The sequence below is a fragment of the Pseudomonas iridis genome (genome assembly GCF_017980685.1).
GTDB lineage: Bacteria > Pseudomonadota > Gammaproteobacteria > Pseudomonadales > Pseudomonadaceae > Aquipseudomonas > Aquipseudomonas iridis.
Window position 1 is genome coordinate 66,246 of record NZ_JACXXO010000016.1, and the last position, 17,415, is coordinate 83,660.

Genomic DNA, 17,415 nt, shown 5'->3' on the forward strand with positions numbered 1-17,415 from the left:
CGAGCGAGCGCGATGCAGCTCATAGCGTCAGGTAACTGATAAATCGGCTCAACAGGCCCAGACCAATGGTCACTGCCAGCACCAGCACCAGGAGCATCCACGGCCGGAAAGGCCGGCGCTCGACGCGGTGTTGGGAAAGTTGCAGGTACTCTTCGACATGCTTTTGGTCTTCGGGTTTCAGGCGGCTGGTCATAAAGGCCTCGTCAGGTAGACGTTGCTGAATGTGCAGAAGCTACAGCGGTTTTCAACCGGGGTTGAACGCAGCATAGCCGCTGTCCGGAACCGGTTCGACACAGAGGCTATCGTCGAGGCGAATGATGCCGCTTTGTAACACCCGCGCGGTGATTCCGCCATGCCCGCGCACCGCTTGAAAGGTGCCGGGGCCGAGGTTGTTCTGCAGGCGTGCGCAGGGCTGGCACCAGCCGGTGGTTTCGAAAATCGCCTGACCGATACGAAAGCGCCTGCCCTTGAGGCTGAACAGGTTGATCCCGCTTATAACGAGATTGCGCCGCAGATCTTCAGGTTTTACTGGTTGATCGTGCGGGCGTCCCATCAATGCGCTGATCACGGCCAGATGTTCCCACTGAATCAGCGTCACTTGCCGCGCGTTGCGCACCCCGGGGCGGGCGTGGTCGCCGGTCAGTCCGGCTTCAAGGCGTGCTTCAACGGCATCGAGTTCGATCATCGGTCCACGGGATTCGGGGCGCACGCCGATCCAGCGCACGGTGCCGGTTTGCGGGACATCGGCGATCAATTGCTGAAGTGGTGTCACAGGCTGATCCCTACATCGAAGACGATGCTGCGCCCCAGGTTACTGCGCAGAAAATCCGGTGCATCGGGGTGCGCAAACAGCACGCGGGCGAACGTCGGACCCACGAGGGACAGCGAACGCCAGCCCTGACGCAAATATTCGGTCGGCGGCGGAAAGTGGCTATTGAGGTCCAGCACCTCGCGTTTGAGGCTGGCGAACGCGATGATGTCCAGCTCGCCCAGATCCATGCCACGTTCCTTGTAGTTGTGGGCTTTTTTACGCAGCGTCGGCGCGAGGCGCAAGAGGAACTCATTGGCCGGAATCCGCTTCGGCTTGGCTTCGCGGCGCACCAGTTGACTGAGGGAAAACGCGCTGCGCCGACGTTGCAGTTCATCGCGCCATTCGTCGTTAAGCCTGCGCCCCTCGTCGAGGACGAAGAATACTTCGAAGTTGGCGTCACGAAACAGCACGTCCGGCGGCTCGCCGGCAGGCGCGAACTCGTCGGCGCGATAAGGAATGTTCAGGCCTTGCAGCAGGCGCTGGCAGACCCAACGCTCACGCTCCCATTTGCGGGCATTGGACAGGAATGCGTTGGCCTGCTCGGCCGCGATGGTCAGCAGGCGTAAGTAATCTGAGTCATCCATAGGCCAAGCTTAGCGTTCAAATGTGATCGAAGTAGTGGCCAGGAAAACTCTTCCCGGTTACGTCATCCCCAGCCAGTTTGGCAAGGCCAGCGAAATCCACGGTACATAGGTTATCAATATCAGGAACAGTAACAGGATAACCAGCCAAGGCATCGCCGCACGGATGGTGGCACCCAGCGACATGCCTGTCACCGCCGACGTGACGAACAGGTTCAGCCCCACGGGCGGGGTAATCAGTCCGATCTCCAGGTTCACCACCATGATGATGCCCAGGTGGATCGGGTCGATCCCCAGCTGCGCGGCAATCGGAAACAGGATCGGCGCCAGGATCAGGATGATTGCCGAAGGCTCCATGAACGCCCCCGCCACCAGTAATACGATGTTCACCACCAGCAGGAACGTCACCGGCGTCAGCCCCGCGCCGATGACCCAGGCGGTGATCTGTTGCGGAATTTGCTCGGTGGTCAACACATGAGCGAACAGCATGGCATTGGCGATGATGAACATCAGCATGATGCTCAGCTTGGCGGATTCCAGCAGCACTTTCGGGGTCTCACGGAACGTCATGTCCTTGTAGACGAACAGTGCAATGAATGCCGAGTAGACCGCCGCGACTGCCGCCGCCTCGGTGGGCGTGAACATTCCTGAGTAAATGCCGCCCAGGATGATGACCATGAGCAACAGGCCCCAGATGGCTTTACGTGCTGCCGTAAACCATTCACGAACGGTGGCACGAGGCATGGCAGGCAGGTTTTTTCTGACCGCGACGATATAGATGGCCACCATCAGCACGGTACCCAGCAGCAAACCCGGTATGACCCCGGCCATGAACAGCTTGCCGACCGAGGTCTCTGTCGCAGCGGCATACACCACCATGACGATGGAGGGTGGAATGAGAATGCCCAGCGTACCGGCATTGCACACGATGCCGGCACCGAACGCCTGTGGATAACCGGAGCGGACCATGCCCGCAATTGCGATGGAGCCCACGGCCGCGACCGTTGCAGGGCTCGAGCCGGACAGCGCGGCGAACAACATGCACGCGAGGACGGCTGCGATGGCCAGACCGCCGCGAATATGACCGACACACGCATTGGCAAAGTCGATCAGGCGTCGCGCCACGCCGCCCGTGGTCATGAACGCGCCGGCCAGCAAAAAGAACGGGATCGCCAGTAACGTGTAGTGCTCGGATGTCTCGAATAACTTGATGGCCAGTGAGCGCACGGAGTCGGGGCTGAACAGAATGATCGTCATCGAACCGGCCAAACCCAGGGAAATGGCGATCGGTACGCCGATGAACATCAGCACGAACAGGGCGACGAAGAGGAACAGAATGGTCATTTCTTGTCATCCTTATGTTCGGTCAGTTTCATCGCTTCTGCGGCTTCATCGGCCAGGCCCAGACCGGTTTGACGGTGTTGCACGATGCGCACGAGGATTTCGGCAAAGCGAATGAACACCAGAGCGAAACCGACAGGCACGATCAGCCCGATGTGCCACTGCATGATGCCGTAGTGACCGAGATCCTCGGCGCCGATACCGGCGATGAACAACGTCTGAATCCATTCGAAACTGCTGACACTGAGCAGCCCCGCATAGGCGAGACAGCACAGGCAGGCAATGATGGCGATGATGCGCTGAGTCGGTTTGCTGGCCAGCTTCACCAAGGCATCCACGCCGATATGCCCGGCAGTGCGCACGCCATAGGACAAGCCAAAAAAGATCAGCCAGGCAAACAGGGCTTTGGTCAACGCGATGCTCCACGTCATGGCCTGGGCCATCCCCATGATGCTGTCGCCAATCGCGAATAACGGTTCACTTGCGCCTTGCCATTGCTCGGCGAAGCTGTAGAAAACGCTATAGAGGTTGTTCAGGATGACGTAAACGAACGTCACCAGCGTCATTGCCGCCAACAGGAAAACAATGAAGCCTTCCTCGAAGTGGTCCCAGATGCGCCGCAAGGCATTCATGAGTAACTGCTCCCGATCGAGTGAGCACAATGAAACAGGTGCCGCCCTTTTGAGGCAGCACATGCGGGCAGATTTACTGAGCCTGGTTTGAGGCGTCGGCGGCCTTGATCAGGTCGGCGCCGATAGCACCTTCGAACTTCGCCCAGACCGGCTTCATTTTTTCACGCCACTCGCCACGTTGTTCCGGAGTCAGCAGGATGATTTCAGTGGTTTTGGCGTCGACGATATGCTGTTTGGCGTCCTGGTTGAGCTTCTCGGCGTCTTTGTTCACCTGGGCAGTAACCTCGACGATTATTTTGTCCAGTTCGGTTCTCACATCCGGCGGCAGGCCATTCCAGAACTTGGTGTTGGTGATCAGCATGTAGTCGAGCAAGCCATGGTCGGATTCGGTGATGAACTTCTGCACTTCGTGCATTTTCTGACTGAAGATGTTCGAGTAAGGGTTTTCCGCGCCATTCACGACACCGGTCTGCAAGCTCTGATACACCTCGGCGAAGCTCAACTTGCGCGGGTTGGCTTTCACTGCTTTGAATTGTTCATCCAGTACGGCCGACGCCTGTACACGGAATTTCAGACCCCGGGCATCGCCCGGTACAACCAGCTTCTTGTTGGCGGACAGCTGCTTCATGCCGTTGTGCCAATAAGCCAGGCCTGTGATGTTCTTGCTTTCCATCGACTTGAGCAGTTCCTGGCCTTGAGGGCTGCGCTGGAAACGGTCGACGGCCGAGATGTCGTTGAACAGGAACGGCAAGTCGAATAGCTGCAATTTCGGTGTGTATTGTTCGAACTTTGCCAGCGACGGAGCAATGAGTTGCACATCGCCCAACAGCAGTGCCTCCATTTCCTTGCCGTCGCCGAACAATGAAGAGTTCGGGTAGACCTCAACCTTGACCTTGTCCTTCAGGCGTTCTTCGACGAGTTTCTGGAATAGCAGGGCGCCTTGGCCCTTGGGCGTTTGCTCGGCGACGACATGGGAAAACTTGATAACGATTGGATCGGCCGCCAGCGCCAGGCCTGATACGCCCAGCGCGAGTGCGCAGACGACTGCATTGCGCAATGATTTAAGCATTGAGATGTTCCTCTTGTTTTAGTTCTCGTGCGGTTCATGGCTGAAAAGCGTTTGCACGGTGGACAAGAGGAGTCTAGGCAATAAATCGCAATTGGTTGTCCAGACTGGTATTTCAAGAAAACCGGTGTGAACAGCACCAGGACGGTGAGTATCTCCAGCCGCCACGCGCAGTAGCGTGACACGGCGAGTCGCAAACGGCGGTATAGACTGAGAACTGTCTCGACGGGAGAACCGCGTGAAAAAAATAACAGTGTTGCTGCTCGATCTTTGGCTGGCGTGGCCCCAGGCGTCAGCGAAGGATCACCTATGATCGGCGCCGAACTGCTGTCATCCACAAGTCTGACGCTCGGATGGCTGATCTATCTGCCGGTGCTGTTCTGGGCGATTGTTCGTGCTCCTTGGGTCGAGTTGTTCAGTGATAGCCGTCGCCAGCATCTGTTGTTCGGCACGGTGTTCGCGCTGTTTCTGTTGTGGCTGGTGCGCCGGGATTTCGATACCGGGGTGGCTTATCACTTCATCGGCATGACGGCAGTGACATTGCTGCTCGACTGGCCGCTGGCGATTCTCGGCGGGCTGGTGGCGCAAGTTGGCCTGGTGCTGCTCGGGCGCCAGGATCTCGCGGCACTGGGGGTCAACGGCGCGCTGTTTATTCTGCTGCCGGTGCTGGTTACCGAGTGCGTGGCGATCCTCGTCGAGCGCGCCCAGCCACGCAATCCCTTCGTGTACATCTTCTGCTCCGGGTTTCTCGCCGCCGCGCTGGCGGCGTTGCTGTGTCTGCTGCTGAGCCTGACATTGCTCTGGTACGACGGCCTGTTTGCCATGCCCGAATGGCTGGAAGACTTCATCGGCTACCTATGGCTGATCATATTCCCCGAGGCGTTCATCAACGGCATGGTGGTCAGCGCACTGGTGGTGTTCAGCCCGGAATGGCTGGAGACGTTCAATCGCACGCGCTACCTTTCGGCACCTTGGAAGGACGACGATCCCAAGTCTTGATCCACATCAAACCCGCCACGCGCGCGGCATTTCATGCTCGGCCAAATTCCTTCAGGAGCGGCAGCATGAGTGTTTACGAGTGGGCGCGGCAGGAAACCCGCAAGAGTCTGGAGATGGCGCAAGAGGTGGGGTTCGATCCGGGGTTGAGCCTGCGCGCCTTGCTCAGTGCGGTGGTGCAACAGAGCAAGACCGTGCGCAACGCCGAAGACCTGGCCGACGAGTTGCGCTTTCTGGCGGAAAACCTCGACGACGATCAGGACTACGGCTTCATGCGGCCCTGACGGGATCAGTGGCGCGGATCGAAATCGCCGGAAAACAGTTCATCCTCGGCGTCCGGTGCGACCGGGATCTTGTGCTCTTCCGAGGCCCAGGCGCCCAAGTCGATCAGTTTGCAGCGATCGGAGCAGAACGGCCGGAATTTGTTAGCGGGAGTGAATTCCACGGGGGCGCCACACGTTGGGCATTCTAGGGTCGGGATCTGGCTCATGATTGGCCTCCATTTAAAGTCAGGTAAAAGTCATGCAGGCGCTCGACCTCGCTGTGCAGCCAGGCGAGGTCGCGGTCGTTGACCACCACGTCGTCGGCACGGCTCACGCGGTCTTCACGGCTCGACTGGGCTTTGAGGATCGCCTGAACCTGCTGTTCGCTGGTCTGGTCACGCTGCAAGGTGCGTTCGATCTGCAGTTGTTGCGGTGCGTCGATCACCAGAATTCTTTGGGTCATCGCGTATTGCCCGGATTCGATCAACAGCGGTGAAACCAGAATCGCGTAAGGCGATTTTGCCAGCGCCAGATGATGGGTGATTTCCTCGGCGATCAACGGATGCAGCAGGGTTTCGAGCCAGCGGCGCTGCTCCGGGACTTCGAAGATCAGCTTGCGCAGGGCGGCGCGATCCAGCGTGCCGTCAGCCTGTAACACGCCGGCGCCGAAGTGCTCGGCAATCCTGGCCAGCGCCGGGCGACCCGGTTCGACCACCCAGCGTGCTGCGTGATCAGCGTCGACCACATGGACGCCAAGGTCGATGAAGTGCTGGGCCGCAGCGCTTTTGCCGCTGCCGATGCCGCCGGTCAGGCCGAGAATCCAGGGTTTTTCCACAGGGGTATTCATTTCAAACCGACAAACTGCCAATAGAAGTCGGTTATTTGACCACCCCAGAGCAAGGCAATCCAGCCGGCAATTGCCAGATAGGGGCCGAAGGGGATCGGCGTCGAGGTTTTCTGCTCGCGCACACGCAGCAAAATCACCCCGATAATCGCTCCCACCAGCGAAGACAGCAGGATCGTCAGCGGCAGAATCTGCCAGCCACCCCAGGCGCCGAGCAGCGCCAGCAGCTTGAAATCACCGTGACCGATGCCGTCCTTGCCGGTCAGCAGTTTGAACAGCCAGAACACCGACCACAGCGCCATATAACCGGCCACCGCGCCCCACATGGCATCGTGCAGCGGCACGAACAGCCCGAAACTGTTGACGATCAGCCCCAGCCACAGCAACGGCAGCACCAGCACATCGGGCAGCAATTGATGCTCGGTGTCGATCAGGCTCATCGCCAGCAAGCCCCAGGTGAGGAAGATCAACAGACAGGCCGGCCAGCCAAAACCCACCTGCCAGGCGATAAGCGCCGAAAGCAGTCCACAACTCAGTTCGGTCAGTGGATAGCGTTTGCTGATCGGCGCTGCGCACGCGGAGCAGCGTCCGCGCAGGCACAGATAGCTGAGCAGCGGGATGTTTTCCCACGCACGAATTCGATGTGCGCAGTGCGGACACTCTGAGTGCGGCAGCATCAGGTTGTAGGTCGGCAGCGGCGTTTCGCCGGGCAGACCGAGCACGTCCTGCGCCTGCTGGCGCCAATCGCGCTCGAGCATTTTCGGCAGGCGCCAGACCAGCACATTGAGAAAGCTGCCGACGATAAGACCGAGCAGCAACGCCGTGCAGACAAAGGCCAGTGGGTAAACGGCAAAGAGTTCGTCGATAGGCATGTCAGATCGCTGAGCCGAGTTGGAAGATCGGCAGGTACATCGCCACCACCAGACCGCCGACAATCACCCCCAGGACGACCATGATGAACGGCTCCATGAGGCTGGTGAGGTTGTCGACCATGTTATCCACTTCGTCCTCGTAAAACCCGGCGACCTTGTCGAGCATTTCGTCCAGCGCGCCGGACTCTTCGCCGATGGCGGTCATCTGCACCGCCATGTTGGGAAAAACCCCGGTGGTGCGCATGGAAAAATTCAGCTGCATGCCCGTGGAAACATCCTGGCGGATGCGCAATACCGCGCGCTTGAACACCACGTTGCCCGTGGCGCCGGCCACCGAGTCGAGCGCTTCCACCAACGGCACGCCGGCAGCAAATGTGGTCGACAGGGTCCGGGCGAAGCGTGCAACGGCAGATTTGTACATCAACGTGCCCACCAACGGCAGCTTCAATAGCCAGGTGTCTTTGCGATCGCGCATGGGCTGGGATGTTTTCAGCGCATGGCGGGTGCCGAAAAAAGCGGCCACCAGCGCAACGAGTATCGCCCACCACCATTGCTGCATGAACTCCGAGAGGCTGATGACCAGAAGGGTGAAGGCCGGCAACTCGGCGCCAAAACCGGAAAAAACCGACTCGAACTGCGGCACCACTTTCACCAGCAGAATCCCGGTCACCACGGCTGCAACCAGCACCACGGCGGTGGGGTAAGTCATGGCTTTCTTGATCTTGGCCTTGAGGGCTTCGCTTTTTTCCTTATAGGTCGCGACCCGTTCCAGCAACGTGTCGAGGGCGCCGGACTGTTCGCCGGCATCCACGAGGTTGCAATACAACTCATCGAAGTACTGCGGCTTCTTGCGCAGAGCGTTGGCAAAGCTGTTACCGGCGGCGATCTCCTGTTTCACCTCGTCGACCAGTTTGCGCATGGCCGGGTTTTCGAAGCCCTCACCGATGATGTCGAACGACTGCAGCAGCGGCACGCCAGCCTTCATCATGGTTGCCATCTGCCGCGTGAACAGGGCGATGTCCCGGGGTTTGATGCGTTTGCCGAAGCTGAAAAGCGAGGCGGTTTTTTTACGCACCTTGCCCGGATTGATCCCTTGCTTGCGCAGTTGAGCCTTGATCAGTGCCGGGTTCTGCCCGCTTAATTCACCGCTGAGTTTGCTGCCTTTCCTGTCCGTGCCTTCCCAGGCGTAGACGCTGATTTTCGCTGCCTTGACCGCCATGTTCAGTCCTTGGTGACCCGGTTGATTTCTTCCAGGCTGGTAATGCCTTGCATGGCTTTGCGCAGGCCTGAGGTACGCAGGTCGTCGAAGCCGTCGCGGCGCATCTGGATGTCGATTTCCAGCGAGTTGCCCTCGGCCATGATCAGTCGTTGCAGGTCTGCTGTGTTCTTCACCACTTCATAAATCCCCATGCGTCCCTTGTAACCGCCATTGCAGTGATCGCAACCGACTGGCTCGTAGATCGTGAAACTGCCGATGCGTTCCTCGGGGAAACCTTCCTTGATCAGGGTTTCGCGCGGAATCTCGATGGCTCTCTTGCAGTGGCTGCACAGCTTGCGCGCCAGCCGCTGGGCGATGATCAGGCTGACCGAAGTGGCGATGTTAAAGCCCGGGATACCCATGTTATGCAGTCGCGTCAGGGTTTCCGCCGCGCTGTTGGTGTGCAGTGTCGAAAGCACGAGGTGGCCGGTCTGCGCAGCCTTGATCGCGATCTCGGCGGTTTCTAGGTCGCGGATCTCGCCGACCATGATCACGTCCGGATCCTGACGCAGAAACGAGCGCAAGGCTTGGGCAAAGTCGAGCCCCTGTCTGGGGTTGACGTTGACCTGGTTGATGCCTTCCATGTTGATCTCCACCGGGTCTTCGGCGGTGGATATGTTGATGTCGACCGTGTTGAGAATATTCAGCCCGGTGTACAGCGACACCGTTTTGCCCGAGCCAGTGGGGCCGGTGACCAGAATCATCCCTTGTGGCTGCTTGAGGGCTGCCAAATACAGGTCTTTCTGCTCAGGCTCATAGCCGAGGGCGTCAATGCCCATTTGCGCGCTGGAGGGGTCGAGAATCCGGATCACCACTTTTTCGCCCCACAGGGTCGGCAGGGTATTGACCCGGAAGTCGATCGACTTGCTTTTGGACAGGCGCATCTTGATCCGCCCGTCCTGCGGTTTGCGCCGTTCCGAGATGTCGAGGCTGGCCATGACTTTCAAACGTGCGGCGATGCGCCCGGCCAGTTGGATCGGTGGCTTGGCCGCCTCGCGCAGAATGCCGTCGGTGCGCACCCGTACCCGGTAGTTTTTTTCGTAAGGCTCGAAATGCAGGTCGGAGGAGCCGCTTTTGATCGCATCGAGCAGCATCTTGTGGACGAAACGCACCACCGGCGCATCGTCGGCGTCTTGTCCGCCGATGGCGTCCTGCTTGTTGTCGTCGATCGATTCGACATCGAGGCCGTCGAGATCGACGTCGGCCATGTCTTCGAGACCGGTGCCATGGGTGTCGAAGAATTTTTCGATGGCATCGCTGAGCTTGTCGTCCTCCACCAGGATGGCTTCGGTGCTCAACCCGGTGCTGAACTGGATGTCGTTGATTGCCTGATGATTGCTCGGGTCGGAAATTCCCACGAACAGCTTGTTGCCGCGTCGCCATAGGGGCAGGGCGTGATGCTGGCGCACCAGTTTTTCACTGACCAGGCCTTTGGGCTGGGTTTCCTTGTCCAGGCAATTAAGGTCGAGGAACGCCATGCCGAAGTGCTCGGAGGCGATCTCGGCGACCTGTGCGCTCTTTACCAGTTTGTTCTGCACCAGATAACTGACCAGCGACAGCCGATTGCGCTGGGCCTGTTGCCAGGCCTGCTGGGCACTTTTTTCCGTGAGCAGTTCGGCCTGCACCAATTGCTTGGCCAGACCGCTCAGAGCGATGTCATTCATGGGGATTCCGCACGCTTGCAGTTCATGACTTATAGCCTAGTCAAGTGACAGCGCCAAACACGGTCGGTGCAGGTGACAAAAAGTGTCAGATAGTGCGGCTGCGGGCTGTAGGAAACTGCGTAGAGCGCTGCTCGCGCTTTGTGGGCAGGGCTTTCAGGCGTTTGGCATGGGCTATGCTCTGTTCTTCTCAGATCATGAGATTTCGACTCATGCATGGAGCGTTTCTATGAAAAAACAACAAGGTTTTACGCTGATCGAGCTGCTGATCGTAGTGGCGATCATCGGGATTCTGGCGACTATCGCCCTGCCGCAGTATTCGAAATATCAAGCGCGATCCAAGGTGACGGCGGGGCTGGCAGAGATCAGCGCGATGAAAGTGCCATTCGAGGACGTCATTAACCAAGGTACTGATCCCACACTGACTAACGTGGCGGGCAGTGCGACGGTTACCACCTCAAACTGTTCGGTGACCGCGTCAGGCACAGCTTCTTCGGGTGCCGGGACTATCGTTTGTACGATCAAAAATGCGCCAGGCCCAGTATTGGACAAAACCATCACGCTCACTCGGTCCTCTGGCACCGGCGCGGGTCTCTGGACTTGCGGCACTACCGTTGCACCTGACTATTCGCCAAAAGGCTGCACTGCTACCGGCACATAAGGCTGTCATTGTCTTGTGGCTAAGTGCCCCGCAATGCGGGGCATTTTTCATTGCGCAGCGCTTCACAAAAGCTTCAATAATTTCAGCGCCTTAGGAACTTTTCAAAAAGCCGCAACTTGCATGTGAATATTCAGCCACTCATGCATTTTGCATGAATCCGGAAATTTGCCTTATTTATAAGTTGTTGATTTATAAAGGTTTTATGTCATTTGAAAAGTTGGCACAGCGTTCGCAATATCTACGGTAACCCTGCTGACAAGACATCCAGCAGACTTTCCAGAAAAACAGGAGTTACTCGTATGAAGAAGTTCGCTATCACTGCCGCTGCTGCAACCGCGCTGACCCTGACCATGGCTTCCGGTGCATTCGCACAATCGGCTCAGGCTACTCAGGCTCCAATGACTCTGGCAGCCGGTGAAGTCACCGAGATGAAACAAGATACTTCCGATACCTGGATCACCACCAAAGTCAAAGCTGACCTGGTAACCGAAAAAGGCATCCCAGGTACCGACATCAAAGTTGAAACCAACAAAGGCGTTGTGTCGCTGTCGTCTACTACTGCTGTAACCGATTCGCAGAAAGACGTAGCTGTTGCCATCGCCAAGAAAATCAAAGGCGTTAAAGCGGTCTCCGCTGACGGCCTGAAAGCCGAGTAAGACATGTCTTCTCGCCTGGACCGGGAGAAGGGGCGACAGACGGGCCGAGCAATACGTCTGCCGCAACTTTAGAGTTCATGCGAACGATCACACGGATGTGATCATTACGGGCCCCGGCACTTTGTGTCGGGGCCCGTTTTATTTGGCACGCAACAAACAATGTGGGAGCGAGCCTGCTCGCGAAGTGCTCTGTCAGCCGACGAAGATGTCGACTGACGCAATGCATTCGCAAGCAGGCTCGCTCCCACATGAGTTTGGTGTCGGGTCAGTTACCGCGCTTGCTGGTGATCTCGCGCAGGCGGCTGCCTTCGAAACGCAGGTATTGGTACATGCCGTTTTTCGGGCCGTAGGTCCATTCCTCGACCTGAAACTCTTCCCGCCGACTGGCGCTGCGCTTGTAACCCAGTACATCGCGGCTCACGGGCTCGCCACACTTGTTCAGCACCTCGCTTGCGCGGTCGCCAAGGCTGATCAGTTGGCTGCCGCAACGCAGCGTATCGGAGGCTGACGCCTGGCCAGCAACGAATGTCAGTGCCATTGCCGCCAGCCATTTACGATGGGTCATTCGGCATCCAGGTGCATTTGCGTCACCACCCTACCGTCGCTTTCAGCCTCGCCCAGATTAGTGTCGATGAAGTACACGCGGTCGTCAGCCAGTTGGCCCTTGTCCACCAGAAAATCCTTGATGCTGCTGGCACGGTCCTGGCCCAACTGACGCAGCAGCACATCGCTGGAACTCCAGAACTGGATTACGCCTTCGCGCATTTTCGCTGTGCGTTCTTCCTTGCCCAGATCCTTCCATTCGGCCGGCGGCTGAGTCTTCAGACGAGTGCGATAGATGCCTTCGAGCAGTGGGCCTTTCTCGCTGTCCGGCACGTCAATCAAGGATGCCTGAGCCGGGACTTTATCGCCGCGGCGCTGGAGCATCTTGTAGTAGTTGTATTGGTATTCACGTTCCAGGCGCTGTTCGGCAAGCAATGGGCCGTCGCTGCTTTTGGCGGCGACGCCCTCGATTTCCAGGCGCAGGGCCGGACGCTCCTTGAGTGCCTGGGACAGCTTGATCAGCGCACCCTCGGCATCCTTGTTCAACTCGCTGGAGCCCGGCGCGAAGGACACCGTGCCGAGATCCTGGGAGCCGCCACCGCTGACCAATCCACCAATCATTTTGAATGGTGCCGCAGCGGCTTTGACGATCAGATTGCGCAGGGTCTGCCAGACAATCGGCATCACGCTGAATTGCGGATTGTTCAAGTCGCCCGTCACGGGTAACTCGATGGAGATTTTGCCGTCGACGTCCTTGAGCAGCGCGATCGCCAGTTTCAACGGCAGGCTTGTCGCATCCGGACTGTCGACTCTCTCACCCAGTTGCAATTGCTCGACCACCACTTTGTTCTCGGCCTTCAGTTGGCCCTTGGTGATCAGGTAATGCAGGTCGAGGTTGAGGCGGCCCTTGCGGATGCGGTATCCGGCGAATTTGCCGGAGTAGGGCGTCAGGGTGGTCAGCTCGACCCGTTTGAAACTGGTGGTGATGTCGAGGCTGGCCATCGGGTCGAAAGGATTGACCGCGCCCTTGATGGTCACCGGTGCATAGCGGTCAACCTTGCCTTTGATGTCGACAGTGGCCGGTTTCGACTGTCGACTGTCGATGGTGCCGATCTGGCCGTTGAGTTGCTGGACGGCGGTGGCAAAATTCGGCGTCAGGCTGAAGTCGGCGAAGTTGGCCGAGCCGTCGTTGATGGCGATACCGCCGATGCGAATGCCCAATGGTTTGTCTTTGCTGGCCGGTTTGGCGGAGGCGGTTGCCGTGCCGCTGTCGGCAGGCTGCGGAATCAGCAGGTCATCGATGTTGGTGGTGCGGTCATCGTTGATCATGAAGCGCACGTACGGCTGTAACAGGTTGACCTTGTCGATCGACAGGCTGTCGCCGTGCTGGTAGTTCAAGCCTTCCACGACCACTTGCTGCCACTTGAGGAAGTCGCGGGTTTTCAGGGTGTCGAGGGTGTGCAGTTGATCAATCTGCGCGCGGCCGGTCACGCTGAGCGCCAGAGGTTCGGTGCTCTTGAGGTTGACCTTGAGGTCACTGCCAAGCATGCCGCTGCGCAATTCGAGACGAATGAACGGATTGATGTAGGACTGCGCGACACGCAGGTCGATGTCCTGGGTTTTAACGTTGAGCTGGGCGTTGACCGGCGCCAGATTGACCGTGCCATCGGCGAGGATCTTGCCCTGCTTGCCTAACCCGGTATCGAGTTTGAGCTTGAAGGGGGATCCGTTGAGGCTGTCAAAATCCTGCAGGTCGACGTTCAGCGGGGTGACATCCAGTGTCACCGGTGGATTGGCCGACCGGTCGGCCAGATGGACGGTGTAGTTGCGCAGCTGCACATCTTTGAGCAGTACTTGCCATGGCTTGTCCGGCGCGCTCGGCTCAGGTTTCGGCGAGTCGGCGGTCGCAGGCGTGCTGGCCGGTTCGGCGGCGGCTTTGGCGGCAGGTTTCGACGGCTGGCTGGCGAACAGTTTCTGCCAGTCCAGTTGCCCGTCAGCCTCGAGGGCGGCCCAGGTTTCCAGTTTCTGGCTACGAATCTTGCCAACCACCACTTGCTGTTTCGCCAGGTCCACCGAGGTCTCGCTGACATCAAGACGTTCGAGTTTCGCCAGTGGGCGCCCGTCGGGTGCCTTGATCGCGAACGGCGCGATGCTCACTGCAACGTTGTTCAGTTGCAGCTCGGTTTGTTTCGACAGATTGAGTTTGTATTCGGTGCTGAGGTTCATCACGCCGTTTTCAAGAACCAGGGGCACCGCGTCTCGCACGTAAGGCCAAAACGCTTTCATATTGCCGTCGGTGATTTTCAGCGTGCCTTCGGAGATGATCGGGATCAGGCTGAAATTGCCGCTCCAGTCGATTCGGCCACCGTTGGGACCAATCGCGACCAGCGTCATGTCGGCGCTGTCTTCGGGCAGGGTGCTGAGATTTTTCAGCTCGAAGTTGAGATCGTCGTAGAGGAATTCGATGGGTTCGCTCGGGCGCACATCCTCAAAGTGCACGACACCGTTGGCGAGTTTGATCTGGTCGATGCGCAGAGGAAACGGTTTGGCATCGGGATCGGCAGGTGTCGGTTCACCGGCAGGTATGTTGAACAGACCGAGCAGATTGAGCTTGCCGTCTTTGGCGAAGAGGATTTCGGTCTTCGGTTTGTCCAGTTCGATGTTGGACAGATGGACTGCTTTCGTCCACAGGCTATCGAGTTGCAGGTCGGCGTACAGGCGTTCAAAACCGACCTGCTCTTTGCCGGGCTCGCCGATGACCAGGCCCCACAGGGTGACTTCAAGGCTGAACGGATTGAGTTCGATGCGCTGGATATGCGCAGGCACCGTCGCATAGTTGGCCAGTTGCTGGTTGGCAACACGCAAGGCGATGCCCGGTAAAATCAGAAACCCGAGCAAGCTGTAAAGGGCCAGAGCGGTCAACAGTGCGCCAATCGCGCGAATCAATCCTTTGGGCATGTGCGGCTTCATCTGTCGGAAACGGAGTGCCTTGGAGTATGGCACGCGATTCTGGTTCCGAAGTACCTGGTGTAGAACAGGATTGTTCAGATTCTTCGGAAAACATAAAACACTGTGGGAGCTGGCTTGCCAGCGATGACGGCCGATCATTCGACATAGATGTCGCCTGGTCCACCGCAATTGCTGGGAAGCCAGCTCCCAGAGGTTGTTCGCCGCAAAGCAATGTGATCAGAGTTGCAGGATCAGGGTTTTCAACGGCGGCTGTTGGTCCAGCGACGGGAAATCCACGCCCGGGGTCATCACGCTCCATTCGCGCACCGGGCGCCCGGCCTTCTCGGCGCAACGCAGGACCTGTTCGCGCCAGTCATCCATGCTGACTTTTGCCAGGTTGTTGCAGCAGATCAGCACGCCGTTGTCGGCGGTGGTCAGCAGGGCCGGTTTGAGCAGGCTTTGATAGTCGCGCAGCAGGTCGACGGTGCCGAACGCGCTCTTGGCCCAGGCCGGCGGATCGAGCAGTACCAGATCGTACTGACGCTGTTCCAGGCGCTGATAGCTCGGCAGTTTCTGCCCGCGTCGTTGACTGATGGGCAGACCGGCCAGTTGGCGGATGGCCGGAAAGTAGTCGGACTGGACGAACTCCATTTCCGGCAACTGCGGATTGAGCAACCCGTTTTCGCGACCGACGGCGAGGTTGCCCTCGGCAAAATCCAGGTTGCACACTTCACGGGCGCCACCGGCCGCGGCACTCAAGCCAACGCCGCAGGTGTAGGCGAACAGGTTGAGCACGCTTTTGCCTTTGGCGTGATCCTTGACCCAGCCGCGGGTGTTGCGCAGATCGAGGAACAGCAGTGGATCCTGCCCGGCATGGCGTCCGCGTACACGGTAATTCAGGCCCCATTCGTGACCGACCAGATCCACCAGCGCCGCGTCATCGGCACGGTAGACGTGGTCTTCGCGGTCGATACGCGAGTTGCCGCGGGAACGGTCGTTGTAGACCAGCAAAGTCTCCAGGCCCAGGGTCTGATTGACGATAGCGTGCAGTTGCAGCAGATCGTCACGCTCCAGCGTCTGGTGAAAACTTTGCACCAGCAATTGCGGGCCGTAACGGTCGATGGTCAGGCCGCCGGCGCCTTCCTGGCTGCCATGGAACAGGCGATAGCAATCGGTGCCCTGGCTGTGCAGTACAGAGAGCAAGTCCTGACGTTGATCGAGGGCGGCGCGCAGCGCCTGATTCAAGGAAGACATGCGGGCGCCTTGCTGGAGAGAATTGGGGCGCGGGAGTTTAACAGTTACTGAGCTGCAAGCTCTAAGCTTCAAGCCTCAAGCTCAAAACTTGCAGCTTGCAGCTTGCAGCTTGCAGCTCTGAGCGTCAGCGAAGCAGCCCCATCCGCCGCTTGGCCCGTTGCACCGAGCCATTGCGCATCGCCCAGCGCAGCATCGGCGCGCTGCGCTTGACGCTGGCGCGGATCAGTTGGCGTTGCAGCGGATGCTGTCGGGCGTCGAGCATGTCGCTGGCCCAGTCCGGCAACAGATCGATGCCGGCCTTCATCATCAGATCGCCAAATGGCCGCGCCATCAGGCTGGGGGCCGGGGCTTCGAGCAGCAGGCGCAGGACTTCGCGGCTGCGCTCATCACAGAGCAATTGCGGGCGCATGCGTTGCAGATAATCCGCCACGGCCTGGCGCGATTTCGGCACATCCCGGGCGCCGAGACGCTCGGCGACCACGGCGATTTCTGCGTAATACCGGTCCTGATCGGCCAATGACAACTGTGGATTGCGATAACGCAGATGCGCCGCGAGAAAGTTACTGACTTCCGCCACATGCACCCACGTCAGCAAATCCGGATCGCTGGCCGCATAAGGCCGGCCATCTGGCGCCGTGCCGACCACTTGCAGGTGAATGGTGCGGACTTTCTCGATCAACCAGTCGGCGTCGCGGCGTGAACCGAAAGTGGTGCCGGAGACAAACTGACTGGTGCGGCGCAAGCGTCCGAGCATGTCTTCACGAAAGTTCGAGTGGTCCCAGACTCCGGCCAGCGCCAGTGGATGCAGCGCTTGCAGCAATAGCGCACTGATGCCGCCGATCAACATGCTGCTGAAGTCGCCGTGCACCTGCCAACTGACCGAGTCGGGACCAAACAGCCCCGGGTCGCCCTTGGGGTTTTCCAGATCGAGCTGGCCGAGGGACAGACCGGTCAGGCTCATGAGCTGGTTTTCGATACGACTGCGGATGAATTCCATGAGCACTCAGTGGGTAAGGGGCGCGCTCGG

General features: G+C 58.7%; 19 protein-coding genes. 4 read left to right on the forward strand and 15 right to left on the reverse strand.

The window, feature by feature from the left end:
* Positions 1–19 precede the first annotated feature (19 nt).
* The 6 genes from IEQ42_RS21915 to IEQ42_RS21940 all read right to left on the reverse strand — a co-directional run bounded on the left by IEQ42_RS21915 (position 20) and on the right by IEQ42_RS21940 (position 4,434).
* Positions 20–193 (reverse strand): DUF3094 family protein, encoded by a 174-nt coding sequence (locus IEQ42_RS21915; protein WP_042561123.1) that lies wholly within the window; start codon positions 191–193, stop codon positions 20–22.
* A gap of 51 nt (positions 194–244) precedes the next feature.
* Positions 245–772, reverse strand: coding sequence for an MOSC domain-containing protein (locus tag IEQ42_RS21920; protein WP_042561122.1), 528 nt, complete (start codon positions 770–772; stop codon positions 245–247).
* On the reverse strand, positions 769–1,395 hold the full coding sequence (locus IEQ42_RS21925; protein WP_007909887.1) for a DUF1780 domain-containing protein: 627 nt from the start codon (positions 1,393–1,395) through the stop codon (positions 769–771). The genes IEQ42_RS21920 and IEQ42_RS21925 overlap by 4 nt, the downstream gene beginning before the upstream one ends.
* A 57-nt stretch (positions 1,396–1,452) precedes the next feature.
* Complete coding sequence (gene dctM / locus IEQ42_RS21930) at positions 1,453–2,736, reverse strand: TRAP transporter large permease (RefSeq protein ID WP_210705174.1); 1,284 nt, start codon at positions 2,734–2,736, stop codon at positions 1,453–1,455.
* A complete protein-coding gene (locus tag IEQ42_RS21935) occupies positions 2,733–3,365 on the reverse strand; it encodes a TRAP transporter small permease (protein ID WP_210705175.1) in 633 nt (210 codons plus the stop codon). Before IEQ42_RS21935 ends, dctM begins: the two co-directional genes overlap by 4 nt.
* Positions 3,366–3,438: 73 nt before the next feature.
* Positions 3,439–4,434, reverse strand: coding sequence for a TRAP transporter substrate-binding protein (locus IEQ42_RS21940; RefSeq protein ID WP_200613028.1), 996 nt, complete (start codon positions 4,432–4,434; stop codon positions 3,439–3,441).
* A gap of 306 nt (positions 4,435–4,740) precedes the next feature.
* Between IEQ42_RS21940 and IEQ42_RS21945 the strand changes: the two genes are divergently transcribed.
* Both IEQ42_RS21945 and IEQ42_RS21950 read left to right on the forward strand, forming a co-directional pair.
* The gene (locus IEQ42_RS21945) at positions 4,741–5,430 is read left to right on the forward strand and encodes an energy-coupling factor ABC transporter permease (RefSeq protein WP_210705176.1); all 690 of its coding nucleotides are present in this window, start codon (positions 4,741–4,743) and stop codon (positions 5,428–5,430) included.
* Between the two features lie 65 nt (positions 5,431–5,495).
* Positions 5,496–5,711 carry a hypothetical protein gene (locus IEQ42_RS21950; RefSeq protein WP_042561116.1) on the forward strand — a complete coding sequence of 72 codons (216 nt, stop codon included), beginning with the start codon at positions 5,496–5,498 and terminating at the stop codon, positions 5,709–5,711.
* A gap of 5 nt (positions 5,712–5,716) precedes the next feature.
* Here the strand turns inward: IEQ42_RS21950 and yacG are convergent, their stop codons facing one another.
* From yacG to pilB, 5 genes are read right to left on the reverse strand one after another with little or no spacing between them, the layout of a single operon-like run.
* Positions 5,717–5,917, reverse strand: a complete 201-nt coding sequence (gene yacG, locus IEQ42_RS21955; protein WP_210705177.1) for a DNA gyrase inhibitor YacG — start codon at positions 5,915–5,917, stop codon at positions 5,717–5,719.
* Complete coding sequence (gene coaE, locus IEQ42_RS21960; RefSeq protein WP_210705178.1) at positions 5,914–6,537, reverse strand: dephospho-CoA kinase; 624 nt, start codon at positions 6,535–6,537, stop codon at positions 5,914–5,916. The genes yacG and coaE overlap by 4 nt, the downstream gene beginning before the upstream one ends.
* Positions 6,534–7,406 (reverse strand): prepilin peptidase, encoded by an 873-nt coding sequence (locus IEQ42_RS21965; RefSeq protein ID WP_210705179.1) that lies wholly within the window; start codon positions 7,404–7,406, stop codon positions 6,534–6,536. The genes coaE and IEQ42_RS21965 overlap by 4 nt, the downstream gene beginning before the upstream one ends.
* Before the next feature lies 1 nt (position 7,407).
* Positions 7,408–8,625, reverse strand: coding sequence for a type II secretion system F family protein (locus IEQ42_RS21970; protein ID WP_210705181.1), 1,218 nt, complete (start codon positions 8,623–8,625; stop codon positions 7,408–7,410).
* Between the two features lie 2 nt (positions 8,626–8,627).
* Entirely contained in the window at positions 8,628–10,328 is a 1,701-nt protein-coding gene (pilB, locus tag IEQ42_RS21975; protein WP_210705183.1) for a type IV-A pilus assembly ATPase PilB, read from the reverse strand.
* Positions 10,329–10,554: 226 nt separating this feature from the next.
* Between pilB and IEQ42_RS21980 the strand changes: the two genes are divergently transcribed.
* Positions 10,555–10,986 (forward strand): pilin, encoded by a 432-nt coding sequence (locus tag IEQ42_RS21980; protein ID WP_210705185.1) that lies wholly within the window; start codon positions 10,555–10,557, stop codon positions 10,984–10,986.
* Positions 10,987–11,285: 299 nt separating this feature from the next.
* Positions 11,286–11,642, forward strand: a complete 357-nt coding sequence (locus IEQ42_RS21985) for a BON domain-containing protein (RefSeq protein ID WP_150597113.1) — start codon at positions 11,286–11,288, stop codon at positions 11,640–11,642.
* 265 nt (positions 11,643–11,907) lie between these two features.
* Here IEQ42_RS21985 and IEQ42_RS21990 read toward each other — a convergent pair whose 3' ends face one another.
* From IEQ42_RS21990 to IEQ42_RS22005, 4 genes are all read right to left on the reverse strand, one after another.
* A complete protein-coding gene (locus tag IEQ42_RS21990; RefSeq protein ID WP_210705186.1) occupies positions 11,908–12,207 on the reverse strand; it encodes a DUF2845 domain-containing protein in 300 nt (99 codons plus the stop codon).
* Positions 12,204–15,155 (reverse strand): DUF748 domain-containing protein, encoded by a 2,952-nt coding sequence (locus IEQ42_RS21995; RefSeq protein WP_210705221.1) that lies wholly within the window; start codon positions 15,153–15,155, stop codon positions 12,204–12,206. Before IEQ42_RS21995 ends, IEQ42_RS21990 begins: the two co-directional genes overlap by 4 nt.
* A 216-nt stretch (positions 15,156–15,371) precedes the next feature.
* A complete protein-coding gene (locus IEQ42_RS22000) occupies positions 15,372–16,388 on the reverse strand; it encodes a class I SAM-dependent rRNA methyltransferase (protein ID WP_210705187.1) in 1,017 nt (338 codons plus the stop codon).
* A gap of 124 nt (positions 16,389–16,512) precedes the next feature.
* The gene (locus IEQ42_RS22005) at positions 16,513–17,385 is read right to left on the reverse strand and encodes an oxygenase MpaB family protein (protein ID WP_150597117.1); all 873 of its coding nucleotides are present in this window, start codon (positions 17,383–17,385) and stop codon (positions 16,513–16,515) included.
* Positions 17,386–17,415: the final 30 nt, after the last annotated feature.